Annotated in this window: 22 protein-coding genes; 13 read left to right on the top strand and 9 right to left on the bottom strand. The window is 43.7% G+C overall.

Annotated elements, in window-relative coordinates; genetic code table 11:
• Positions 1-3 precede the first annotated feature (3 nt).
• Both nirK and QZV86_RS05895 read left to right on the top strand, forming a co-directional pair.
• Positions 4-1,101: a copper-containing nitrite reductase gene (nirK, locus tag QZV86_RS05900; RefSeq protein WP_295624985.1), complete on the top strand. Its 1,098-nt coding sequence runs from the start codon at positions 4-6 to the stop codon at positions 1,099-1,101.
• A gap of 129 nt (positions 1,102-1,230) precedes the next feature.
• Positions 1,231-1,758, top strand: coding sequence for an adenine phosphoribosyltransferase (locus QZV86_RS05895; RefSeq protein WP_295624983.1), 528 nt, complete (start codon positions 1,231-1,233; stop codon positions 1,756-1,758).
• Between the two features lie 43 nt (positions 1,759-1,801).
• On the opposite strand, the gene mpl is transcribed toward QZV86_RS05895, so the two are convergent.
• Positions 1,802-3,196 carry a UDP-N-acetylmuramate:L-alanyl-gamma-D-glutamyl-meso-diaminopimelate ligase gene (mpl, locus tag QZV86_RS05890; protein ID WP_295624981.1) on the bottom strand — a complete coding sequence of 465 codons (1,395 nt, stop codon included), beginning with the start codon at positions 3,194-3,196 and terminating at the stop codon, positions 1,802-1,804.
• Positions 3,197-3,341: 145 nt separating this feature from the next.
• Here mpl and gluQRS point away from each other — a divergent pair, with 145 nt between their 5' ends.
• From gluQRS to QZV86_RS05870, 4 genes are all read left to right on the top strand, one after another.
• The gene (gluQRS, locus tag QZV86_RS05885) at positions 3,342-4,235 is read left to right on the top strand and encodes a tRNA glutamyl-Q(34) synthetase GluQRS (protein WP_295624979.1); all 894 of its coding nucleotides are present in this window, start codon (positions 3,342-3,344) and stop codon (positions 4,233-4,235) included.
• A 161-nt stretch (positions 4,236-4,396) separates the two neighbouring features.
• Positions 4,397-5,560: an FAD-dependent oxidoreductase gene (locus QZV86_RS05880; protein ID WP_295624977.1), complete on the top strand. Its 1,164-nt coding sequence runs from the start codon at positions 4,397-4,399 to the stop codon at positions 5,558-5,560.
• A gap of 24 nt (positions 5,561-5,584) precedes the next feature.
• On the top strand, positions 5,585-6,070 hold the full coding sequence (locus tag QZV86_RS05875; RefSeq protein ID WP_295624975.1) for an SRPBCC family protein: 486 nt from the start codon (positions 5,585-5,587) through the stop codon (positions 6,068-6,070).
• A 56-nt stretch (positions 6,071-6,126) separates the two neighbouring features.
• Positions 6,127-6,579: a PAS domain-containing protein gene (locus QZV86_RS05870; protein WP_295624973.1), complete on the top strand. Its 453-nt coding sequence runs from the start codon at positions 6,127-6,129 to the stop codon at positions 6,577-6,579.
• A 194-nt stretch (positions 6,580-6,773) separates the two neighbouring features.
• Here QZV86_RS05870 and QZV86_RS05865 read toward each other — a convergent pair whose 3' ends face one another.
• Positions 6,774-8,060, bottom strand: a complete 1,287-nt coding sequence (locus tag QZV86_RS05865; protein ID WP_295624971.1) for a response regulator — start codon at positions 8,058-8,060, stop codon at positions 6,774-6,776.
• Positions 8,061-8,404: 344 nt separating this feature from the next.
• Between QZV86_RS05865 and QZV86_RS05860 the strand changes: the two genes are divergently transcribed.
• Positions 8,405-8,749, top strand: a complete 345-nt coding sequence (locus tag QZV86_RS05860) for an exosortase system-associated protein, TIGR04073 family (protein ID WP_295624969.1) — start codon at positions 8,405-8,407, stop codon at positions 8,747-8,749.
• Between the two features lie 99 nt (positions 8,750-8,848).
• On the opposite strand, the gene htpX is transcribed toward QZV86_RS05860, so the two are convergent.
• The 6 genes from htpX to argH form a co-directional block, all read right to left on the bottom strand.
• Positions 8,849-9,733, bottom strand: coding sequence for a protease HtpX (gene htpX, locus QZV86_RS05855; protein ID WP_295624967.1), 885 nt, complete (start codon positions 9,731-9,733; stop codon positions 8,849-8,851).
• 185 nt (positions 9,734-9,918) lie between these two features.
• Positions 9,919-10,227 (bottom strand): cell division protein FtsB, encoded by a 309-nt coding sequence (gene ftsB, locus QZV86_RS05850; RefSeq protein ID WP_295624965.1) that lies wholly within the window; start codon positions 10,225-10,227, stop codon positions 9,919-9,921.
• Complete coding sequence (gene eno / locus QZV86_RS05845; RefSeq protein WP_295624963.1) at positions 10,227-11,510, bottom strand: phosphopyruvate hydratase; 1,284 nt, start codon at positions 11,508-11,510, stop codon at positions 10,227-10,229. The genes ftsB and eno overlap by 1 nt, the downstream gene beginning before the upstream one ends.
• Before the next feature lie 141 nt (positions 11,511-11,651).
• Positions 11,652-13,328 (bottom strand): CTP synthase, encoded by a 1,677-nt coding sequence (locus tag QZV86_RS05840; protein WP_295624962.1) that lies wholly within the window; start codon positions 13,326-13,328, stop codon positions 11,652-11,654.
• 87 nt (positions 13,329-13,415) lie between these two features.
• On the bottom strand, positions 13,416-14,300 hold the full coding sequence (locus tag QZV86_RS05835) for a fructosamine kinase family protein (RefSeq protein WP_295624960.1): 885 nt from the start codon (positions 14,298-14,300) through the stop codon (positions 13,416-13,418).
• Positions 14,284-15,702 carry an argininosuccinate lyase gene (gene argH / locus QZV86_RS05830; RefSeq protein ID WP_295624958.1) on the bottom strand — a complete coding sequence of 473 codons (1,419 nt, stop codon included), beginning with the start codon at positions 15,700-15,702 and terminating at the stop codon, positions 14,284-14,286. Before argH ends, QZV86_RS05835 begins: the two co-directional genes overlap by 17 nt.
• 253 nt (positions 15,703-15,955) lie before the next feature.
• Between argH and QZV86_RS05825 the strand changes: the two genes are divergently transcribed.
• Positions 15,956-16,570, top strand: a complete 615-nt coding sequence (locus QZV86_RS05825; protein ID WP_295624956.1) for a hypothetical protein — start codon at positions 15,956-15,958, stop codon at positions 16,568-16,570.
• A gap of 78 nt (positions 16,571-16,648) precedes the next feature.
• Here QZV86_RS05825 and murA read toward each other — a convergent pair whose 3' ends face one another.
• A complete protein-coding gene (gene murA, locus QZV86_RS05820; RefSeq protein ID WP_295624954.1) occupies positions 16,649-17,908 on the bottom strand; it encodes a UDP-N-acetylglucosamine 1-carboxyvinyltransferase in 1,260 nt (419 codons plus the stop codon).
• Between the two features lie 152 nt (positions 17,909-18,060).
• On the opposite strand from murA, the gene QZV86_RS05815 reads away from it, so the two are divergent.
• The 5 genes from QZV86_RS05815 (at position 18,061) to QZV86_RS05795 (ending at position 23,518) form a co-directional block, all read left to right on the top strand.
• A complete protein-coding gene (locus QZV86_RS05815; RefSeq protein WP_295624952.1) occupies positions 18,061-18,450 on the top strand; it encodes a RidA family protein in 390 nt (129 codons plus the stop codon).
• A gap of 6 nt (positions 18,451-18,456) precedes the next feature.
• Positions 18,457-20,496: an ATP-dependent DNA helicase RecG gene (recG, locus tag QZV86_RS05810; protein ID WP_295624950.1), complete on the top strand. Its 2,040-nt coding sequence runs from the start codon at positions 18,457-18,459 to the stop codon at positions 20,494-20,496.
• 546 nt (positions 20,497-21,042) lie between these two features.
• Entirely contained in the window at positions 21,043-21,270 is a 228-nt protein-coding gene (locus QZV86_RS05805) for a hypothetical protein (protein ID WP_295624948.1), read from the top strand.
• Between the two features lie 242 nt (positions 21,271-21,512).
• The gene (locus tag QZV86_RS05800) at positions 21,513-21,746 is read left to right on the top strand and encodes a hypothetical protein (protein ID WP_295624946.1); all 234 of its coding nucleotides are present in this window, start codon (positions 21,513-21,515) and stop codon (positions 21,744-21,746) included.
• A gap of 26 nt (positions 21,747-21,772) precedes the next feature.
• Entirely contained in the window at positions 21,773-23,518 is a 1,746-nt protein-coding gene (locus QZV86_RS05795; RefSeq protein ID WP_366925687.1) for an EAL domain-containing protein, read from the top strand.
• Positions 23,519-23,923 lie beyond the last annotated feature (405 nt).

The following is a 23,923-nucleotide window of genomic DNA, read 5'->3' as shown; positions in this document are numbered from 1 at the left end:
TATATGATTAAAGCTGTTCAGGCGATAGTAGGATTGGGATTGCTTTGTTTTGCTGCTACACAAGTAGCAGTAGCACAAGACATTTCTAAGTTACCACGTGTAACACAAAAACTGGTGGCTCCACCAAATGTACCTGTGCACGATCAGGTTTCTAAAGGACCAAAGGTTGTTGCCGTTCGCATGGAGACCACCGAAAAGCTGATGGAAGTTGCACCAGGAGCAAAAGTCTGGGGTCTGACATTTAATGGCAGCATTCCAGGTCCGCTAATTGTTGTACACGAAGGCGATTATGTTGAGTTGACCTTAGCTAATCCAAAATCAAGCACGTTGGCACATAACGTAGATTTTCATGCAGCAACCGGTGCATTGGGTGGTGCTGGTTTAACACTGGTACAACCGGGCGAAGAAGTGGTTTTACGCTGGAAAGCTGTTAAACCGGGTGTGTTTGTTTATCATTGCGCACCTGGCGGAACTATGATTCCGTTTCACGTTATTTCAGGTATGAGTGGCGCCATTATGGTGCTGCCAAAAGACGGTCTAAAAGATGCTAAAGGCAAGCCATACACATACGATAAAGCTTTTTACATTGGTGAACAAGATTTCTATCTGCCAAAAGACGATAAAGGTAACTTCAAAACCTATGGTTCACCAGCCGAAGGCATGGCAGATATGTTAGAAGTATCTAAAGGGCTCATTCCAACTCACGTAGTATTTAACGGTGCAGTTGGTGCGATTACCGGTGACAATGCACTGAAAGCTAAAGTAGGTGAGAAAGTTCTGTTTATCCATTCTCAAGCTAATCGCGCCTCCTATCCACATTTGATTGGTGGTCATGCTGATCTGTACTGGGTAGGTGGTTCATTCAGCGATACACCGCTTACCAGCCAAGAAACTTGGTTTGTTCCAGCCGGTTCAGCGGTTGCTGCAGCCTATCAATTTGAGCAACCAGGTCTGTATGTATACCTCAGTCATAACCTGATTGAAGCTGTATTGCTAGGTGCTGCACTGCATATGAACGTTGAAGGTAAATGGAACGATGACCTAATGACTCAGCTTAAAGCTCCTGCAAGCTTTGATGCGAAAGCTGCGATGGATCACTAAGATTTGATTTAGTGTAACTATTAAAGTCAGATAAAATAAAAGGCCTCAACCTATAAAAAGGGTTGAGGCCTTTTTCATTAGCAATGCCTCAATTTTGCTCATTATATTGTTTATAAATATCATTCGAGTATGCCCATTAAATCTCGTATTCGCACTATCCCGCATTATCCACGACATGGAATCATGTTTCGTGATATCACAACACTATTAAAAGATCCTTTTGGACTATATATAACCATACGGGAGATTACTGATCGTTATGATACGGTCACGATTGATAAAGTGGCCGGAATCGAGTCGCGCGGATTCATCATTGGCGCACCGGTTGCCTATCAATTAGGCAAAGGTTTTGTGCCTATCCGTAAACAAAATAAACTGCCTGCGGAAACACTGGGAAGAGACTATCAGTTGGAATATGGCAGTGACCGTATTGAAATTCACGTAGATGCAATTCAGCCGGGAGACCAGATACTTTTGATCGATGACCTGATTGCAACTGGTGGGACTGCAGAAGCGGCAGCAGGTCTTATAGAAGATATGGGTGGAAAAGTCGTGGAATGCTGTTTCGTGATTGATTTGCCAGGCGTTGGGGGGAGAGCTCGCTTAGAAAAACTGGGGCATAGAGTCTTTGCATTATGTGAATTCGAGGACGAGTAAATATCCTACACTAACCTGTTCCAATCATTTGTACCGGAATGTATCACTGATTCTCTTGCAAGACTGATAATAACTTATCATGAATACCGCCAAAGCTGCCATTACTCATGATCAAGACATGATCCCCAGGTTTTGTGGTGGCAACGATGTTTTTTATTAACTGATTTAAGTCGTCGGAATAATCGACTCGCTCGTTTAATGTCTTCAGGGCTGATTTTGCCCATTGCGAATCACGCGTGAAGCAAAAAACATGATCAGCTTCTTGCAGGCTATGCGCAAGATAATCTTTCCAAACACCCATTTTCATGGTATTAGAGCGAGGTTCGAGTACCGCAATAATTCTTTCCTGACCAATGTGGGTTCTTAAACCATTTAGCGTCGTTTGAATTGCGGTAGGATGATGTGCAAAATCATCATAAACAGTAATGCCGTTGATGATGCCGCATTTTTCCATGCGACGTTTAACATTCTTGAATTCTGATAATGCTGTAATTCCTGTTTCGACGGGTACTCCAGCATGTCTGGCAGCGATTAATGCTGCCAAAGCATTCATGCGGTTATGTTCGCCTAATAAATCCCAATGCAACCGTCCTTGATGGATCCGATCACAATAAATATCCATTTCATTGTTTGTGAGCAATTGGGCGTTCCAACTAGCTTCAGCCCCAAATTCCTCCACCGGAGTCCAGCGGCCTTGTGTCAGGACTTGTTTTATATTCTCATCTTTTCTATTGGCTACGATTAAACCATTATTGGGAATAATTCGTACAAAGTGATGAAATTGACGCTTGATGGCTGAAAGATCGGGAAAGATATCGGCATGATCAAATTCAATATTGTTTAATATCGCAGTTCTGGGGTGATAATGAACAAATTTAGAACGTTTGTCGAAGAAAGCCGTGTCATATTCATCCGCCTCAATAACGAAGAACGGTGAAATTTCAGCAGAATTTGATTTGGAATCCTGTGTGTGTTCTGATGGAATATTTCCAATTCTTGCAGATAGGCCAAAGTTCTCTGGAATTCCACCAATCAAAAAGCCTGGGTTTAATCCAGCGTAATCCAATATCCAGGCTAACATTGAGCTGGTCGTGGTTTTGCCATGTGTTCCGGCGACAGCAAGTACCCAGCGATGCCTCAGAATGTTTTCTGATAACCATTGTGGGCCGGAAATGTAAGGTAAATTTCGATTAAGAATTTCTTCCATCAGTGGATTTCCGCGGGTAATTACATTACCAATTACGAATATATCTGGCTGAAGTTGGATTTGTTCGGCTGAGTAGCCTGATATTAATTCTATACCTTGAGACTCAAGCTGTGTACTCATCGGCGGATAAACATCTTGATCGCAGCCTGTTACCTTATGTCCGGATTCTCGCGCAATGGCTGCAATCCCCCCCATGAAAGTGCCACAAATTCCAAGTATGTGAATATGCATGATCCAGCTTAAAAGAATTTTGTTTAGAAGAAATAGAAAAACAAATCAATTGTTCTGATTGCTAAATTATAGTTCATAAGTTTAGTCAGTCATACCGATGCAATGTAGTAGTGTAGTATTTTATAAATTCAACAACCTTTCTCTTGTGAGTACTCATTCGTTGATAGAAAAAGATTATCGTGGTCGGTTTGCGCCATCACCAACTGGAACTTTGCACTTTGGTTCGCTAGTTGCGGCTATGGGCAGTTATCTCGATGCAAAATTCAACCAAGGTAAGTGGCTAGTTAGAATTGAAGATATTGATTCTCAGCGTGAAGTGCCGGGAGCTGCGAGTGAAATTCTATTTGCGTTAGAAAATCTAGGAATGGAATGGGACGAAGAAATTATTTTTCAAAGTCGACGCTCCGAAGCTTATCAAGAAGCACTTAATACGCTAGAGAACCAAAATTTAACTTATCCATGTACCTGCTCAAGAAAAGAAATTGCTGATTCCAGCATTATTGGTCTTAGTGGGCCTATTTATCCCGGAACGTGTTTGAAAAATCCACCCTTGTTGGGTAAATCATATTCGCTGCGTGTTCAAACCAATGAAAATCAGATTCAATTTCAAGATATCTTAAAGGGATCATATTCGCAAAAACTCAAGCTGGAGATTGGCGATTTTGTATTGCGCCGAGCTGACGGAGTTTATGCCTATCAATTGGCGGTTGTAGTCGATGATGCTGAACAAAGTATTACGCATGTCGTACGTGGCGCAGATCTTTTAGATTCTACGCCACGTCAAATATTTCTTCAGCAATTATTAGGTTATAGCACGCCGCGATATATGCATCTTCCGGTTGTAACTAATGCAGAGGGTGAGAAGCTCAGTAAACAAACAAACGCTGAGCCAATAGAACTCGCAAATGCGCTGCCGCAACTAGTCAAGGCGCTATATTTCTTGGGGCAAAACCCCCCTCTGGAGATTCTCGAAGGTGATCTTTCATCCTTCTGGCAATGGGCTAGAGAGAATTGGCAAATTAATCTTATTCCATGGTGATTTTATGTGAATGTGATTAGTTTCGAATTGAAGCTATCAAAGTAATATTTGTGCTAGTCTGTAGTGTCGAAGATTAGCAATATCGCTGAAAATTGCTTAGATTGAAACTAAAGATATCGAGATAAATCATGTTCCCTAGTAACATCAGGTAAGGAGATGTTGTGGCTTTTTTGCCTTTTAATATAGCGAAACAAAAGAAACTGAAAGTAGTTATTGTGGGCGGAGGATACGCAGGGCTTGCGGCATTAACAAATCTTTTGCAATTCGCTCCAGATACAGATATCACACTCATAGATCCCAGAGCGCAGCATCTGAAGATTACACATTTGCATGAAACATTTAGATATCCATTAACAGATTTATTATTTTCTTTCAGCGATCTGGAAAATCGCTTTGGGTGCAAACATGTGCTGACATCAGTCAACTTTGATAAGAATACATTGCAGAATTGCCAAAAAAACAAACAATTAATTTTCGATGAAACGGCTCTTAATTTTGATTATATGATCATAGCATCCGGGTGCGAGAATAGCGCATCTGATGCTATGGATTTAGAAAATGTATTAAGTTTGTATGATTTCACTAATGCCAATGGATCTGATTTATTAGGAAAATTTATTGATCAAAACAATGCTTCGAATCAATCGATTTCTGTTGTGGGTGGTGGTGCAACTGGCATACAGTTTCTGTTTGAGATTAAACAGTTTCTGGTGCGTGTGAAAAGTAAAGCAGAGTTACGCTTGATTCATTCGGGCGAACATGTGCTTGAGCAATTTCCCGATGGTTTTGGGGCTTATGCTGAATCCCGAATGCGTGACTTGAATATTGCTTTTTACCCTAACACATATTACAGTGAGCAAGGCCCTGATGCGGTTTTGCTAACCGAAAAGATTACAAAGAAGCAATTTGAATTGCCGTCCAGTGCATCAATTTTGTTTTTGGGCAAGAAGCAACAAAGAACTTATACGGCTAATGCCTTTGGGCAGGTTCTAGTTAATCAGAAGCCTTTGCAGAACATTTTTGCAGTCGGTGACTGTTCGTACTATCAATCGTTGGGATCAAATACCCTGACAGCACAATCAGCCGTTCGTAAAGGAAAATTAGTTGCGCGCAATATATTGCGACATTCAGGTTTTCCTGGACTACTTGAACCCTACATACATCACGAATTAGGCTACGTCGTAAGCATTGGACCTGCGGATGCTGTTGGGTGGTTGGTTTCGGAAGGAAACTTGATCACAGGCATACCAGCACTGACAATAAAAGAGCTCGTAGAAGCTCAATATGATTTATTATTGGCAGGTATCGATACTTACTTGGTTTAGCAAACACTACGCAGGAGATATGATATGCTTGGTTTGTTTAAAGATAATCCTGTAATAGGCAAGGCCAGCACAACTATTCAATGCCCAGCAGATAAGCTTTTTAATTTTATTGGCAATGACTTGCTTGTTAACTATCCTCGTTGGTCGCCAGAAGTCAAGGAATTGGAAAAGCAGACTGAAGGTCCAATAAAACTGGGAACAGTATGTCGGCAAGTACGCGTCGACCAAGGCAATCGCTCGGAATCAACTTTTAAAGTTGAAGCTTTTGATAATGGTAAACGGATTTGCTTTAAAGGAACGTCCGATCCTTATCGATGCGATTATTTGATGGAATCAATCAATGAGACTGAAAGCAAAATAACGTTTTCCTTTGAACTGCTAAGTCTCGATCTTCATGTAAGACCCTTTGAGAAACTGGTGCGCATTGCGGTTCAGGATGGAACGGAGAGAACTGTAAGAAACATCAAGAAACTCATTGAGGCTGATATAGCTGGAGCTGGTTCAAACTAATCAATCATCGCAATGTGCGTATTTAGCCAAGAGCTGATAAACCTGGAGAGAAAATCATGGATTTTATCGTTGAAAAAGACCCTGGATTAATTCCACAAGTATTGTCCAAGATTCTTGATTCATGTGTCAATGGAGTGTCATTGGCTGATCCTGATCAAGAGGATTTGCCTTTGGTATATGTGAATAAGGCATTTGAAGCCATAACAGGTTATACATTGGAGGAGACTGTAGGCAAGAATTGCCGTTTCTTGCAGGGAAATGAACATGATCAAGCAGCTGTAAATCAACTCCGGGAAGCCATAAAAAATAGAACATCCGTGGAAGTGGTGCTGCGAAACTATCGTAAGAATGGCGAATTGTTTTATAACCATTTACTGATGTCTCCGCTTTTTGACTCAAACGGAAACCTCCTCTATTTCCTCGGAGTACAGTACGATATTACTCCACAAATCCGGGCAGAAGAGGAAATTAAAGACTTGAAGGAGCAGCTGGCAGCACTTAAGAAATAAGTCTTTCAGATATTCAGAAAAACCATTGGTATGAATCGGGTTTTTCTGGCTTTGCCTGTTTGCCGCTATTGCAGTTATTTCCATTTTAACGTTATATACGACCTTACATTTCTAATGTCTTTGTTTTGCGCCTTAGATAAGTTTCTGGTAGCAGTAAACTGCAACAGAGCGTGTTAATATCAATAGGCAACAAGTTATTGGCGAATGGTACGAGCAACTATTTCATTGCCTCCATTTAATTGGGCAAGGTGAAGAGCTTCCCTAGCGGTTCTGAGTAAATCTGAGAAATCTAAAGCAAATTCATGATGTGTTTCCGTAATGCCAATACTTACGGTAGTATTTAAACTGCTGGGCTGCAAATTTTCAATTGATTTGCGAATCTTTTCTGCGATGATCGTTGCATCGGCGATGTTGCAATGAGATAACAAAAGTACAAGCTCTTCTCCATCAAATCGAGCGGCGATATCTTCTCTGCGAATAGATTTTCTGAGGAGTGATGCTATGTCTTTTAGAATAATATCACTCCGTGAATGATCATAATTCTCATTGATTAATCTGGGATGATCTGTATTAATAACGATTAAACTGCATGGAATATTATGCCGTGTTGCATCACGTATTTTTGATGCTGCGGCCTCCAACAAGAAATAGCGATTGTACAGACCGGTTAATGGGTCTTTCATCGCTATTTCCTGTAGCAGATTTTGTTGTGCAATTGACTTGTCTAGTAGTTTCTTGCCGGTAATCAGATTATTAATCCTGGCAAGTAGTTCTTCTTGAATGAGTGGTTTGGTCACATAATCATTTGCCCCTAAACGCAGCAATTCGGCTTTGTGTGCAACATCGTCAAGAACTGAAAATATTAATAAAGGGATGTTTTTGTTCTGACCTTCAAGTTGTCTAATGGCTTTTACAGTGCCGCGACCGTTTAATTTTCCTTTCAGCAGCATGTCAGTGAGCACTAAATCATACACATTTTTATGAAATGCCAACATACCTTCTTCACCGCTAGTGAAATGGTCAACAGTGTATCCATTGTCTTGGAGTATGGTCAATGTTTGATTAGCAGTTGTTTGACTGTCTTCTATATATAGAATATGTCCAGAGATTGTCTTGCTGTATTTTTTCTTGGAAAATCGTGCCGCATAACTTGTGATTTTATCGAGCTCATGCTTTGCAAATATTTCTGTTACACCTGCCGAAAATGCTTCGTCCAATAATTCTTTATCTTCATTTGAAGTTATCATAACTACAGGTATTTGACAGGTATGCGAGTCCGCCCGAAGATGAGATGAAAACTTGGAGGCATTCATATCTTGTAAATGCATCGCGATAAATACCAAGTCAAAAGGTTGATTTCTCAACAACATTAATGCTTCACTACCAGTTGAAACTTGTTTTGTTTCCAATCCACCTAGTTCGATAGCAGATGACAAAAGTTTCTGATAAGTTCTGGATGGTTCAACAATAAGTCCTTCCATGCTATGGTATCCTTTCAATGGCATAATCTGGATATGACCAGTAAAATTAGTTGGCTGTTAACTTTTCCGGGAACATAGTTATCGACATTCAACTTGTTTTTTTTAGAAGTTATTGAGTTATTGTGTATTGCAAACTCAATCGTGTTTGTTGGTGATCCGTATACAAAGCAGATTTGTTCTGTGAGATTCAACGTTAGTTGTATAAAACGAATAGATCACAGTATATTTTCAGCCTGATTTGTATGATTAATTCCGAAAGGGTAAACTGCTAGGGAATTCTTGCTTGTTTCCACCAAAGGCAAAAATTCAGTTAATTCTAAAAACTGTATAAAGGGGGTTTTTTGATGAGAAGTATTGTTAAATTATCTTTGGTACTTGCGATTTCTTTTGTTCTCTCGTCTCAGGCGGTTGCTTCTGGCAGCAACTTCAATACTTCGGGCGAGAGATTTGTAAGTGGAATAGCTAACGTGACTACTGGATGGGTAGAATTACCAAAGAATATTGTTCTGACGGGACAGAAAGATGGCCCGATTTATGGTGTCACCGTTGGACTGGCAATGGGTCTCATGCATACGGTGGGTCGTACACTCGTTGGAGCATTGGATATGGTAACCTTCTGGATGCCATTAAAACCTTCAGTAAATCCGCCATATATCTGGGAAGATTTTTCGAGAGAAACTTCTTATTAATTTTTTTACAGTGCAACTGGTTATATAAGAAATTTCTTATATAAGATAAAACGCCATGCGGTTTGCATGGCGTTTCTCATTGTCTACTAATGTCAAAGTCTAGCGTTGTTGTGTTTCAAGTGCCGCAATTCTTTCTTCCAGTGGTGGATGCGACATGAATAACCTCGTCAATCCATTTCTGCTTCCGGAAATACCAAAAGCAGCTAGCTGATCAGGTAAATGAGCCTGCTTGTGAGTTAATTGTAATCGTCGAAGTGCAGCAATCATTTTTTCTCTTCCTGCTAGACTGGCCCCGCCTGCATCGGCACGAAACTCGCGCTGGCGACTAAACCACATGACAATAATACTGGCCAGAAAACCTAGAACAATTTCAGCAATAATAGTCGTAACCCAGAAAGCGGGTCCGTGACCTTCTTGCGTTTTGAATACGGTGCGATCTATCGTATGTCCGATGACGCGTGACAGAAAGATTACAAATGTGTTGACGACGCCTTGTATCAGCGCCAAAGTAACCATGTCACCATTTGCGATATGACTGACTTCATGGGCCAGAACTGCTTCAGCTTCATCCTGGCTCATGGTATTTAATAATCCAGTACTCACGGCAACCAATGCGGCATTTTTTGACATTCCCGTGGCAAACGCATTGACATCCGGCGCTTCATAAATGGCTACCTCTGGCATACCGATACCTGCAATCTTTGCTTGTCGCTGCACGGTAGCCACTAACCAATGTTCTTGCGCGTTTCGTGGCATTTCTATGACTTGTGCGCCAGTGAAACGTTTAGCCGTCCATTTTGACATGGCAAGCGACATGAACGAACCGCCAAACCCGAATACAGCTGCAAACAACAACAATGAATTAATATCCAGATCCGTACCCTGTTCGTCCAATATTCTTTCAAATCCGAACAATCGTAAGGTAATGCTAAGAACAGCAATGATGGCTAAGTTAGTAATTAGAAAAAGAAAAACTCTTTTCATTCTTTTTGCTCCACGATAAGATTTAGTCTGAAAGGATCAGAAGTAATATGTGAATGGTGTGTCTTTTTTCAAGCAAGTTTTATTTAAGTTAAGGCTGAATCGGATAATTGATAAGAATCCAGATAGCGATCATTCGATTATAAAGAGCATTGGGTGTTCAGTTCGTTCAGGAGTTCGGGCGGATTTTATTGTGCAATATCTGACTGGGAGTTTTGAGGCAGTGCATTTCTAACAATCTGGAAAAGTATTTCCCCTTCCTTGACCATGCCCAAGTCGCTACGGGCGCGTTCCTCAATTGCTTCAAGTCCTTGTTTTAGATCATTAACTTCAGCTTCTAACTTGTTATTACGATTCTGTAATAGCACATTATTTTTACGTGCCGTGGCAACTTCTTGATCTACTTGCCAAACTCTCAACCAACTCGCTTTGCCCAGCCATAATGGATATTGCATTGCGATGACTAGCATCAGTAGTGTAAAACTCAGTAGTTTCATTATTTAAGTTGATAAAATGCGCTCCGACCGGCATATCTTACTGTATCCCCTAAATCTTCTTCAATTCGTAATAGTTGATTGTATTTGGCAAGGCGGTCAGATCTAGATAGTGAGCCGGTTTTGATTTGTAGCGCATTGGCTGCTACTACGATGTCGGCGATGGTAGTGTCTTCAGTTTCTCCTGAACGATGTGAAATGACAGCGGTGTAACCCGCACATTTCGCCATTTCAATGGCCGAGAATGTTTCGGTTAATGTGCCAATCTGATTCACTTTGATTAAGATAGAATTAGCAATGCCCTGCTTGATGCCTTCCTGCAGGATTTTTGCATTGGTGACAAAGATATCATCGCCGACCAATTGAATTGAATCACCCAATTTTCTAGTTAGTAACTTCCATCCATCCCAATCATGCTCGCTCATACCATCCTCGATACTGATAATGGGATATTTATCCACCCAAGATGACAAACAATCAACGAATTGGGCTGATGTCAGATGCAAGCCATCAGAAGATAGATGGTATTTGCCATCATGAAAAAATTCTGAGCTGGCGCAATCAATACCAATTGCAACATCTTTTCCAGGTTGATAACCTGCCTGGTCAATAGCCTCTACGATTAATTGCAAAGCCGCTTCATTGTTTTCCAGGTTAGGTGCGAATCCACCTTCGTCGCCCACTGTAGTAGGCATGTTTTTATTGTTGATAAGTTTTTTGAGCGTGCCGAAAACCTCGGCGCCACATCGGATGGCATCATGAAAATTTGAGATTCCCAGTGGCACAATCATAAATTCTTGCATGTCAATATTATTGTTGGCATGCGCGCCGCCATTAATTAAGTTCATTAACGGAACGGGCATTGACATTGAGGCAGCCCCCCCCAAATAGCGATATAGTGGCAATCCTGACTCCTCGGCTGCTGCTTTGGAAACCGCGAGCGATACTGCCAGAATTGCGTTAGCACCCAGTCTGGATTTGTTTTCGGATCCGTCTAAATCAATTAAGGATTGATCAATGAAGCTTTGATCGACGGCATCCAAGCCCATTAATGCCTCGGAGATTTCGGTGTTAACATTTTCTACTGCCTTAAGAACACCTTTCCCGGAGTAGCGTTGTGCATCACCATCGCGCAGTTCCACTGCTTCTTTGGTTCCAACAGATGCGCCGGAAGGAACTGAGGCGCGGCCTAAAGCTCCGGATTCCAGCATTACATCTGCTTCAATAGTTGGATTGCCGCGAGAATCCAAAATCTCACGGGCGATGATATCTACAATTGCACTCATGCTGCATTTTCCTGTTGTTTGTGTTTACTGTTAAATTAACTAGTGGGTGGTGATTTTGTGATTTCTACTACAACATACAATTATGTATATAGATAATTTTGATTATCTTTTGTTGTTGGATTGTAAGGTTTTCGTGCTCCGTCAGCTGTTGCGTACTGCGTGAATTTTTTCATCTCCAGCAAGCTGATGCTTGCCAGAAAATTGGATTGCTGCCTGCACATAAGACTTGAATAGCGCATGTCCCAGCCGTGGCGTGGAAGTAAATTCCGGATGAAACTGACAACCCAAGTACCAAGGATGTTCAGATTCAGGTAGCTCTATCATTTCGCACAGATTTTCTTCCTTCGAGAAGCCGCTAATGCAAAGTCCTGCTTTTTCTAATCTAGGGATATAAAGATTATTAACTTCATAGCGATGGCGGTGACGCTCAATGATTGTATCAGTTCCATAGGTTTTCCAGGCGAGGGTATCTTTCTTCAAAATACATTCTTGCCCTCCCAACCGCATACTGCCACCAATATCGGAATTTTCATCGCGTGTTTCAATTTGTCCATCCCGAGTCCGCCATTCGGTAATCAGTCCGATAACCGGAAATGGTGTGTCGGGATTGAATTCAGTGCTGTGAGCAGCTTTCATGCCGGTTCTGTTGCGTGCATATTCAACCACGGCTAGTTGCATGCCTAAACAAATCCCCAAGTACGGTATGCGATTGGTTCGGGCAAAATTGATGGCCATTATTTTACCTTCGACACCGCGCTTGCCAAATCCGCCCGGAACCAGGATTGCATCCATCTCGCTCAGACTATGGGTGCCTTCCGTTTCAATATTCTCAGAATCAACGTAATTGATGTTAATCCTGCTGTTAGTATGGATGCCGGCATGAATCAAAGCTTCAGATAATGATTTATAAGATTCAGTTAAATCAACATACTTGCCTACAATGGCAATAGTAATCGTGTGTTTGGGATGCTCGAGTGCATAAACCAATTTATTCCAGATACTCAGATCTGCAGGTTTGGCCAGGATATTCAATTTATGGCAGATAATTCCATCCAGCATCTGCGCATGCAGTAATCCCGGAATTTTATAGATGCTATCCACATCGATGGCTGATATAACTGCTTCTTCCTGTACATTGGTAAAAAGCGCTATTTTTCGGCGCTCCTCCTCGGGCAGTTCACGGTCTGAGCGGCACAGCAAAACATCCGGCTGGATCCCAATTTCACGTAGCTCCTTGACTGAATGTTGAGTTGGCTTGGTTTTTAGCTCTCCGGCCGAACCGATATAGGGCAATAAGGTAAGGTGGATGAAGCAGGTATCCGTGCGCGGATTCTGTACGGCCATTTGCCTGATGGCTTCCAGAAAAGGGAGTGATTCGATATCACCGACCGTGCCGCCAATTTCAATAATCGCAATTTGCGCGTTACCCACGCCAGCTTGTATATAGCGCTTAATTTCATCCGTAATATGCGGAATAACCTGAACAGTGCCTCCGAGATAATCGCCACGCCTTTCCTTGCGGATGACGCTCTCGTAGATTTGACCGGTAGTAAAGTTATTATGCCGAGTCATGCGGGTAGTAATAAAACGCTCATAATGACCCAGATCAAGATCTGTTTCGGCGCCATCCTCAGTCACGAACACTTCACCATGCTGGAACGGGCTCATGGTTCCGGGGTCCACATTGATATAGGGATCCAGTTTAAGCATTGTCACTTTAAGTCCACGCGACTCAAGCAGTGCGGCGAGAGATGCAGCAGCAATTCCTTTGCCTAAGGAAGAAACAACACCGCCTGTCACAAAGACATACTTGGTCATGAGTGGTTATCGTAATTTGAATAGTTCATCGGAACAGTAAGATGGCTTTTGTATGTCGTTTGAACGAGCAACGTGATTCAGAACTTATTAGCGAATTTCTGCAAGTAATTTACTCATCATCTGTTCAGCTTGGTAGTAATAGCCCCCACCAAATAGGTTTAAATGATTGAGAACATGATACAGGTTATAAACTACTTTCCTAACATTATAACCGGAATCCAAAGGATAATCACAGCGGTAAGCAGAATAAAAATCAGCCGAAAATCCACCAAAAAGTTCGGTCATGGCAATATCGGTTTCACGGTCACCGTAATATACTGCGGGATCAAATAACACCGGTCTTCCTGTTTGATCATAAGCATAATTGCCACTCCAAAGATCGCCGTGCAATAGTGAAGATGATGGCGGAGTATTTGGGAAAAAATTTTCTAGATTCACCAGTAACTGTTCACCAAGCTGTTGCAATTTCCCATTAAATCCATTGTTTTTAGCCAAATCGAGCTGATTCCCTAAACGATGCATTCGCCAGAATTCGATCCAATCCGAAGAAGTCGTGTTTATTTGTGGGTTTTGTCCGATTGTATTGTCGCGAATCCAGCCAAATTGGCTATAAGTCTTACGATGCATAGCAGCGAGTTGTTGGCCCAAATCGGAAGCCTTGCCACGTTTGCCATTATTAATATCCAGATATTCCAAAATGAGCCATGCTGCATGCGCATTTTGCCCGGAACAAACAGGTACTGGAACACGCAAAGTGTATGAGTGGTGAATTTCCATGAGGCCCGCGGCTTCGGCCTCGAACATGGCCAAATTCCCAGAAGTATTTAGTTTGACAAAATAGCGTTGTATTCCATCTGTAATACAATAAGCCTGGCTGATGCAGCCACCGCCGATGGAGTGGGCCTGTTTAACTTCGAAGAAGCTATCAGTGGCAGCAGAGATTTGCTTACTAATTTCATGCCATGGTTGCATGCTTTAAATTTTCTGCAGTTAACCATTCTTTGGCTTTCTGAATGGCTGCCTGTACTTGTTCGGGTGCTGTGCCACCAGTATGTTTTCGGCTTTGCATCGAACCTTCAGGCGTCAAGATAGCAAAAATATCGGATTCAATCTGTGGAGAAAATTTTTGTAACTCACTGAGCTCAAGATCGCTGAGATCACAACCTTTTTGTTCCGAAAATTGCACTGCCTTTGCCACGATTTCGTGCGCATCGCGGAAAGGAATGCCTTTTTTAGTCAAGTAATCAGCCAGATCTGTGGCTGTTGCGTAACCGCGCAAAACCGATTGACGCATTGCTTGTTGATTTACTTGCACGCCACTGAGCATATCGGCATAAATCCGCAGGGTATCTGTCAAGGTATCGACCGTATCAAACAATGGCTCTTTGTCTTCCTGATTATCTTTGTTATAAGCAAGCGGCTGGGCTTTCATCAATGTTAGTAGTGCTATCAAATGACCGTTGACTCGGCCAGTTTTGCCGCGCACCAGTTCCGGTACATCAGGGTTCTTTTTTTGCGGCATAATGGACGATCCGGTACAAAATCGGTCAGCAAGTTGGATAAAACCAAAAGCAGGATTCATCCATAAAATGAATTCTTCCGACATCCGCGATAGATGCGTCATGATCAACGCAGCGCAGGCACAGAATTCGATAGCAAAATCCCGGTCTGATACTGCATCCAGGGAATTTTGGCAAACGCCATCAAAACTCAGCAATTGCGCCACTCGTTCGCGTTTGATTGGATAGCTAGTGCCGGCCAATGCAGCTGCGCCTAGTGGTGACTGATTCACGCGCTTTCTGCAATCGCTCAATCGCTCTAAATCGCGTTTTAACATCTCAAAATAAGCCATCAGATGATGGCCGAAGGATACAGGTTGTGCAACTTGAAGATGTGTAAATCCAGGCATGATTGTGTGAATATGTTGTTCCGCTAAATTTAGCAGAGCAAGTTGCATAGCTTTAATCAGGTTGACGATTTCATCAATGGCAGTGCGTAAAAATAAACGAATGTCGGTAGCGATCTGATCATTGCGGGACCGCCCGGTGTGCAATCGTTTGCCAGCATCGCCGACTAAAGCCGTTAGACGTTTCTCAATATTTAAATGAACATCTTCAAGTTCTTGTAGCCATGTGAATTGATGCAGTTTGATTTCATCGCGGATTTGATGTAACCCTTGCTGGATGGCCGTGAAATCCTCATTGCTGATAATTCCTTGCTCTGTAAGCATTTGTGCATGGGCCAGTGATCCTTGGATATCATATTCGGCGAGACGTTGATCAAAATCAACAGAAGCAGTATAGCGTTCCACAAGTGCTGAGACCGGTTCGTTGAAACGTCCAGACCACGTATTTTTATGGTTTTCTTTTTTCACTGTAGAGTTATTATCCAGTATGTTGCTGAAATTCCTTGTTTTCTATACAAGATGCTATGAAGTATTCATTATAGAACAAAATACAAGATGAGTTATCTTGTGAGATGGGGATATCTGTATGTGTTGTAGTTCTGATGCAAAAGTAGCAAATCATGCGTAAAACTACTAGCTAATTGCACGCGGTACTTTTACTTCCTCAAGGATTAGTGGATAATTTGTATTTCCTCGCTACCAATAACACAAGGAGTTATCCATGACAGCTAGCAACAAGCAAAATCAGAGCCAACAATCGCAAGTTGATAACTTTTTTTCACTATTAAGCGCCAAGTTTGAATGGTTGGCTAAAGTTCCGACCAGGCAGTTTCCAGGCAAGTATGTTGTGGTGTTGGTTGGGATCATTGTCGTTATTTTTGCTTGGAAGTTTATTGCTGTCAGTAAAGTAGAAGCTGACATGGTCAAGAAGCTTGAGCAGGAGCGCGTGCTGATTACACAACAAGCCCGTGAATATGCTGATAAACAATATATCAAAGAAGAAGAGCGTTTTGGGCAGATTTTGTCCTGGGCAGTTCGCGGTGAGTTAATTCGCAATAATATTGATCAAATAGACCAGTATTTGAATGAAATCGTCAAAATGAAGGACACAGAACGTGTTGTATTAATAGATGATGATGGAAAACTGTTGGTTTCTACGGACAAACGGTTGGAAGAATCCAATGGCACGGAATTATTTCCTAGAGAGATTTTGAGTCTGCAGAAAATCACTGTTAAATCAGATGTTGACGGTAAAAAGATATTGGTTGTTCCTGTAATGGGATTGAACAAGAAAATTGCTACGGTTATTGTCAGCTACAAACAGCAGAAACTATAGTGCGAATTGACTATCGCATGGTTTAGTTTTTTGCCATTAGTTAAAAAGCCTTTGCAATTGCAAAGGCTTTTTTATTATTTATTGAAATTGAGTGCGCTGGATTTGCGCGCCCAGAGCCGATAATTTTCCCTCGATATTTTCATAGCCACGATCCAGGTGGTAGATACGATCAATGACGGTTTCTCCCTGTGCTACTAAACCAGCAATCACGAGACTGGCTGATGCGCGTAAATCGGTCGCCATGACACGAGCGCCATCAAGCCGGGGAATGCCGTGGATAATGGCTGCATTGCCTTCAACTTCGATATTGGCATTCATGCGTATTAATTCTTGTACATGCATTAAACGGTTTTCAAAAATTGTTTCAGTGACAATGGATGTCCCAGAAGCAACGCAATTCAATGACATAAATTGTGCTTGCATATCGGTCGGGAAGGCTGGATAGGGAGCGGTGCGTATATTGATTGATTTCGGTTTGGTATCCATTCTTAAATGGATCCAGTTTTCATTAGAATCAATATGGGCGCCTGCTTCGGTGAGTTTATCCAGAACCGCATCGAGCAAATGAGCATCTGTTTCTTTTAAAAGAATTTCACCGCCGGCGGCTGTGGCCGCGACCAAGAAAGTTCCAGTTTCTATTCGATCAGGCATGACGGTGTGTTCAGCGCCATGCAGTGATGGTACGCCTTCTATGGTAATGATATCGGTGCCTGCGCCATGAATTTTTGCACCCATAGCAATGAGGCAATTGGCCAGATCGACGACTTCTGGCTCACGGGCAGCATTTTCAATTATTGTTGTACCTTCCGCCAAGGTTGCAGCCATCATCAGGTTTTCTGTTCCAGTGACGGTAATGATGTCAAGTACAATGCGTGCGCCACGTAGCTTCTTCGCCACAGCATGAATATAGCCGTGTTTGATATGAATTTCGGCACCCATCATTTGCAGGCCTTTGATATGCTGATCGACGGGTCGTAGACCGATCGCGCAACCGCCAGGTAGTGAAATATTGGCTTCTCCTGCGCGGGTGAGCAAAGGTCCTAGTATCAGAATAGCTGCGCGCATGGTTTTAACCATTTCATAAGGGGCGACAAGATGAGTCAATGTAGCTGCTGATAACGTTATTTCCGAAGTATTCTGTGCAGAAACATTTGTTCCCATTTGTTTGAGCAGTGAGAGCATGGTGATAATATCCTGAAGCGCCGGTACATTTTTTATTTTTAAAGATTCCTCGGTTAGAAGTGCAGCACATAAGACGGGCAGCGCAGCATTCTTTGCTCCCGAAATGGTGATTTCACCGTGCAGTGGTACACCACCTTGGATAATCAGTTTTTGCATAATGTGAATAACTTAAATATAAATTTTAATAATATTTTTGCGTGGTTGAAATGTACCAAAGTTCGCTGCATCATAACGTAATAGTGCGATAAAGGTTATGCAATAGTGTCAACTATATCAAAAAATATCGAATCAATTCATAAGGAGAAGGAATGGCTAAGCAAATAATTCACACCATGGATGCACCGCAAGCGATCGGCACCTATTCTCAAGCGGTCCGGACCAGCGGAGGGGATACCGTTTATCTATCGGGTCAGATCGGATTGGATCCGCTCGGTATGCAAATGGTGGATGGGATCGAAGCGCAGATCCAACAGGTGTTTTCTAATCTGAAAGCGGTGGCGAAAGCGAGCGGTGGTAGTTTGAACGATATTGTGAAATTAAATATTTTTCTAATTGATCTCGACAATTTTGCATTAGTCAACGAAATCATGGCCGGCCATTTTGTACAGCCCTATCCTGCGCGTGCGGCAATCGGTGTCAAAGCTCTGCCGCGCGGTGCGTTGGTGGAAATGGATGGGGTCATGGTATTGCAGGAATAAAAGGCATTGTCTGTTAGTGCCAGTGTGCAAGAAAAATTATCCCGTTTAGGTATTCATAGTGCATTAGATCTGATTTTGCACTTACCGATTCGGTATGAAGATGAAACGCATTTATTTCCGATCGGTGATGCGCCGCCAGGGCAAACAGTGCAGGTTGAGGGCGTGATCGTTCATAACGAAGTGGTTGTCCGCCCTAGGCGACAATTGGTTTGCCAAGTTGAAGACAGTAGTGGCATCTTGGTCATGCGTTTTCTGAATTTCTACGGCAGCCAGGTTAAAACCTACGTGGTGGGTAAGCGTGTGCGGTTGCTGGGCGAGATTCGTGATGGTTTCTTTGGCATTGAAATGGTGCATCCGAAATGTCGTATCGTGCGGGAAGGGGAATCGCTGGCGGATTCGATGACGCCGGTTTATGCCACCACGGCGGGTTTGGCGCAAAAGATTTTAGCAAAAATAATCGGGCAGGGATTGCAGGATGCGCAAACGGTGCAAGTGTTGACCGAAACTATACCTGAGAGAATCATCCGGAAATATCGGCTGCAAGGTTTTAGCGATAGTGTGCTGTGCTTGCATCATCCGTCTCCTGAAGAATCGATTGAAGCTTTACAATCACGGACACACTCAGCATGGCGACGTATCAAGTTCGATGAATTGCTGGCGCAGCAGTTATCGATGCGCTTGCATTACCGGCAGCGGAGAAGCCGCAATGCACCGGTACTGGAACAAAAAAATAGATTGACGAACCAGTTATTGGCACAGCTTGGCTTTACATTGACTTCATCGCAAATCAAAGTGTATGAGGAAATCAGCCGTGATTTGGCAGTCGCTTATCCAATGCAACGTCTGCTGCAAGGTGATGTTGGCAGCGGGAAAACGATTGTGGCTGCGCTGGCTGCATTGCAGGCAATTGAGAACGGTTTTCAGGCGGCCATCATGGCGCCGACTGAAATTCTTGCTGAGCAGCATCTCGTAAAATTATCCGCTTGGTTTGAACCGCTGGGAGTTCAGGTCGCCTGGCTATCGGGAGGGTTGAAGAAAAAACAAAAGCAAACTGCATTGGATAAGATTGTATCGGGTGCAGCGCAACTTGTTGTGGGCACGCATGCTTTGTTTCAAGATCAAGTAATATTTCACCAACTCGGCCTGGCGATTATTGACGAACAGCACCGCTTTGGCGTGCATCAGCGTCTGGCACTGCGGATCAAAGGCGCGCAATCCGATCTGATGCCGCATCAATTGATGATGAGCGCCACTCCTATACCGCGCACGTTGTCGATGAGCTATTTTGCCGATCTGGATGTGTCAGTTATCGATGAATTACCGCCTGGCAGGTCGCCTGTAGTGACCAAACTAATCGCGGACAATCGCCGTGAAGAAATCATTGCGCGCATACATCACGCATGCCAACAGGGCAGGCAAGTATATTGGGTTTGCCCGCTCATTGAAGAATCTGAAGCGTTGCAACTGCAGACCGCGGTGGAAACTTTTCAACATCTGAGCAGAACTTTCCCAGAATTGAATGTGGGCCTGGTGCATGGACGCCTGTCCCAGCAAGAGAAAGTTGAAGTCATGCTGTTGTTCAAGCAAGGAAAAATTCAATTACTAGTGGCGACAACCGTGATCGAGGTGGGTGTGGATGTGCCCAATGCTTCGCTAATGGTCATTGAAAATGCCGAGCGTATGGGATTGTCGCAATTACACCAGCTGCGTGGCCGTGTCGGACGCGGATCGGAGGCGAGTATTTGCATTTTGCTGTTTCAGCAACCCTTATCGGAGATTGCCCGCAAACGGCTCAAAATCATTTTTGAACACACCGATGGTTTTGAAATCGCCCGTCAGGACTTGCTATTGAGAGGTCCCGGTGAATTTCTTGGCGCGCGTCAGAGCGGGATTCCGATGTTGCGTTTTGCCGATTTAGAGCAAGACGGTGAGTTACTGAAAGCCGCGCAAGACTCGGCTAATGAAATGCTGAACAACTATCCAGAACTTGCACAGCGGCATATTGCTCGTTGGTTGGGTGATAAGACCAAGTATTTGCGTGTGTAATAACCAGCAATCCAAGCATATTTTGCTAAATACCAGAGTACCTTTGAAGCCGCATTTGCGGCGCAGTCGCTTTGGAGTTCGGAAGATATTGAAAATATTGACTGAGGATAAGAATGTCAAATGTAACACTTACTACTTGGAGTTGGAGTTGGAGTTGGAGTTGGAGTTGTCCCAATTTGACGGACATTTTTTCATGGAGTCGAGAGAGTCTCGACCTGTGAAAGCGGATTGCAGTTTATCGCGATTTAATTTTTCTCATTCAGTTTTCTCTCAAAATTGCTGGGTGATAAGTATCCCAGCCTAGAATGCCTGCGAGTTGGATTGTACCCTGACTCCACGATCGGCCAATTCAACGGTAATGCGGGGGCGGGCATACGTACAATCGCTTGTACGATATATAGCCATGATCTGCTCGATCAATCGACAGTTGATAATGGCCCTATGGCTGGGTGCACGTTTAGCCCAGTCATAGTAACCGCTGTGCGATATACCGAGTGTCTCACATAGAACACGAGCCGGAAATTGGGCCCGGTTTGCCTTGATTAATTGGCACACCTTCCCCATCGATCTTTGTTGTTTGCAAACCAGGCCGTAGCCTTTGCCAATATGTCACGCTCCATCTCCACACGCTTGAGCTTCTTACGCAATTCCATTAGCTCCTGCCGCTCGTTGGCACTCAAGGAGGTAACACTCGATATTGCAGCGGAAGCAATTGCCTGGCTTGACCTCATGGGTACACCTGCTGCCCGACACCAGGTTTGTATCGAAGTGTAGTGGCAACCCAATTCCTTGGATAATTGCTTGGGGCTTGGGGCATTTACCTAATGCGAGCAATTCCACCATCTGTTGACGAAACTCCGGTGGGTAAGCAGGTTTGTAGTTTTGCGTCATATTTCTTCTCCTTTAAACAGAACATAATGTGTCCGTTCAAAGGGGACAACTCCACTTTTTATCAATGCAAGCGAGCTTGTGCGGCAAGTAGAAAAAAAGACTGATCCATAGTAGGGATGGTATCTGTGAACGACTCAACAAGATCATCTTACAGGAATTCTATCAATGGATTATACAAAACTAAGGTCATAGGGCATCGCGGCCCTTGGTGCAATATTGACGATGTGGAATTTGCTGCTTTGGAATGGCTGGATTGGTTCAACAATCACCGACTATCAGAGTCGATTGGAAATATTTTACCAGCAGAATTTAAAATGGCATATTATTGCCAATTAAGAGAGTCTGCTGATGCAGCTTGACTTAAACTAAACAGTCTCCGGAAAACCTGAGGCAATTCAAGTATCTATTTGATCAGGGAGCTTACGCTATAAGAAAGAAGTCGATTCCCGCTGCGTCGTCTTTTTTTCGACAGATGATCGATTTGGTGCCTCATTTCATCTTCGCGAAGGATACCAGCGGACGTTACATTTTGGCCAATGAAGCAGTGGCCAAGGTATATGGAATTCCCGCCGAGCAGATTTGTCAGATGCGCGACGCGGACTTTGCACCCAACGCCGAAGAAGCTGCGGGTTTCCGCCGCGATGATCTGGAAGTGCTTCGGACGGGAAAGATCAAGCACATCAATGAGGTGATTACGGATTACGACGGCAACGTTCGCGAGTTGATGACCACGAAGGTTCCGTTCGATAGCCCTGAGACGGGACCAGGTGTGCTCGGCATCTGCATCGATGTTACCGAGCGCAACGCTGCACTTCGAAAAATCGCCTATTTGGCGGAACACTGCCACTTGACGGGGCTTCCAAATCGTTCTCAGCTCGCGGCGTTTCTCGAGGAACCCATTCGGAATGCCGAACCCTATGCACTGCTCTTCATTGATCTCGATAACTTTAAGACCATCAACGATTCCCTCGGGCACAAAGTGGGAGATGCCTTTCTCAAATACATCTCGGCTCGGTTTGAACAGATGCGCGAATCGAAAGATTTCGTGTGTCGATTCGGTGGAGACGAGTTCATTTTTGTGCTTCGTAATACGAGTGCCGATGCGGCCAGCGCGTTTTCGTCAAAGCTACTGCGCATCGTGGCAGAGCCGGTCACAATCGAAGGAATGACGCTGACGAGCACGTGCAGTATCGGCATCGCAAAGTCGCCAGAGCACGGGATGACTAAGAATGTGCTTATGAAGCGTGCCGACGCGGCACTTTACAAGGCGAAGGCTCGCGGACGAAACATGTTCCAGTGTTACTCGGAGGAGCTGCAGCATGCGGTGGATCGACGACTGTTCATCTATAATGGACTTCAGGCCGCAGCGTGCAATGCCGAATTAGAACTGTACGCTCAGCCCATTGTTGATGCTCAGTCGGGCGCCTACACCTCTGCTGAGGCACTGCTTCGATGGCGCTCTCGCGAGCTCGGTCCCATTCCTCCGGACGAGTTCATTCCATTGGCGGAAGAAACAGGTCTCATTGGCATGATCGGTAATTGGGTGATTGAAGAAGCATGCCGGACGCAGCGGGCTTGGCTTGACCGAGGTATCGATCTTCACCTTAGCGTCAATGTTTCTGCTCGGCAATTGCTCGAGCCTGGTTTTGAGCGCTACTTCCGAGAGACCTACAGCATGACTGGTGTGCCGCCAGAGAAAATTGGCGTGGAGATCACCGAAGGTGTCTTGCTGGGCGACGTTGAATCGGCGTGCAGCGTGTTATCTTCTCTCGCTGATAGCGGCGTAACGGTCTCGGTGGATGACTTTGGTGTGGGGTATTCAAGCTTGAACTATCTGCGAAAGTTGCCGCTCACGTTTCTGAAGATCGACCGGTCATTCGTCAAGGACTGCGTAGAGAATCCTGACGATGCGGCTCTCGTCCGCACGATTATCATGTTGGCCAAGAACTTGAGATTAAAAGTCGTGGCCGAGGGTGTGGAAACTGAGGCGCAGGTAAGTTTTTTGCGCGCAGAAGGTGCAGATCTTTTTCAAGGGTATTTGTTCGCGAAACCAATGCCTGTTGGCGATCTCTTGTCGCGCCTGGAAGATGGGCGCACCAAGACGGGGCACGTGCTGCAAGCTCCCCGATAGATTATGAATATTACGACTTTGAATTGACAGTTTTGATAAATTGAACTGCTTTCGAGGAGTCTTTGATGAAACTAAAAAGACTGATTCATTAGCAAACCATGCCCAGAGAATCCCAAGCTACCCATCCTGTCTCGATTGAAGAAAAGATTCTTTATCTACGCCGCAACTGGAGTTGTCCCAATTTGACGGACATTCTTTTTATGGAGTCAAGAAAGTCTCGACCTGTGAAAGCGGATTGCAGTTTATCGCGATTTGATTTTTCTCATTCAGTTTTCTTTCAAAATTGCTGGATGATAAGTATCCCAGCCCAGAATGCCTGCGAATTGGGTTGTACCATGACTCGATCCAGGTAAATAGAGCTTACTCAAAAAGCATAACTAACTGATTGAGTTTAACAATATTGTA

This window comes from uncultured Nitrosomonas sp. (assembly GCF_902826915.1).
Taxonomy (GTDB): Bacteria; Pseudomonadota; Gammaproteobacteria; order Burkholderiales; family Nitrosomonadaceae; genus Nitrosomonas.
The sequence above is the reverse complement of the archived record's forward strand: the minus strand, read 5'-3'. Positions and strand labels throughout refer to the sequence as shown.

Excerpts from the sequence above, each read along its gene's own strand:
- nirK (WP_295624985.1), top strand. The coding sequence starts at position 4 with ATGATTAAAGCTGTTCAGGCGATAGTAGGATTGGGATTGCTTTGTTTT.
- QZV86_RS05895 (WP_295624983.1), top strand. The coding sequence starts at position 1,231 with ATGCCCATTAAATCTCGTATTCGCACTATCCCGCATTATCCACGACAT.
- mpl (WP_295624981.1), bottom strand. The coding sequence starts at position 3,196 with ATGCATATTCACATACTTGGAATTTGTGGCACTTTCATGGGGGGGATT.
- QZV86_RS05875 (WP_295624975.1), top strand. The coding sequence starts at position 5,585 with ATGCTTGGTTTGTTTAAAGATAATCCTGTAATAGGCAAGGCCAGCACA.
- QZV86_RS05870 (WP_295624973.1), top strand. The coding sequence starts at position 6,127 with ATGGATTTTATCGTTGAAAAAGACCCTGGATTAATTCCACAAGTATTG.
- QZV86_RS05865 (WP_295624971.1), bottom strand. The coding sequence starts at position 8,060 with ATGGAAGGACTTATTGTTGAACCATCCAGAACTTATCAGAAACTTTTG.
- QZV86_RS05860 (WP_295624969.1), top strand. The coding sequence starts at position 8,405 with ATGAGAAGTATTGTTAAATTATCTTTGGTACTTGCGATTTCTTTTGTT.
- htpX (WP_295624967.1), bottom strand. The coding sequence starts at position 9,733 with ATGAAAAGAGTTTTTCTTTTTCTAATTACTAACTTAGCCATCATTGCT.
- ftsB (WP_295624965.1), bottom strand. The coding sequence starts at position 10,227 with ATGAAACTACTGAGTTTTACACTACTGATGCTAGTCATCGCAATGCAA.
- eno (WP_295624963.1), bottom strand. The coding sequence starts at position 11,510 with ATGAGTGCAATTGTAGATATCATCGCCCGTGAGATTTTGGATTCTCGC.
- QZV86_RS05840 (WP_295624962.1), bottom strand. The coding sequence starts at position 13,328 with ATGACCAAGTATGTCTTTGTGACAGGCGGTGTTGTTTCTTCCTTAGGC.
- QZV86_RS05835 (WP_295624960.1), bottom strand. The coding sequence starts at position 14,300 with ATGCAACCATGGCATGAAATTAGTAAGCAAATCTCTGCTGCCACTGAT.
- QZV86_RS05825 (WP_295624956.1), top strand. The coding sequence starts at position 15,956 with ATGACAGCTAGCAACAAGCAAAATCAGAGCCAACAATCGCAAGTTGAT.
- murA (WP_295624954.1), bottom strand. The coding sequence starts at position 17,908 with ATGCAAAAACTGATTATCCAAGGTGGTGTACCACTGCACGGTGAAATC.
- QZV86_RS05815 (WP_295624952.1), top strand. The coding sequence starts at position 18,061 with ATGGCTAAGCAAATAATTCACACCATGGATGCACCGCAAGCGATCGGC.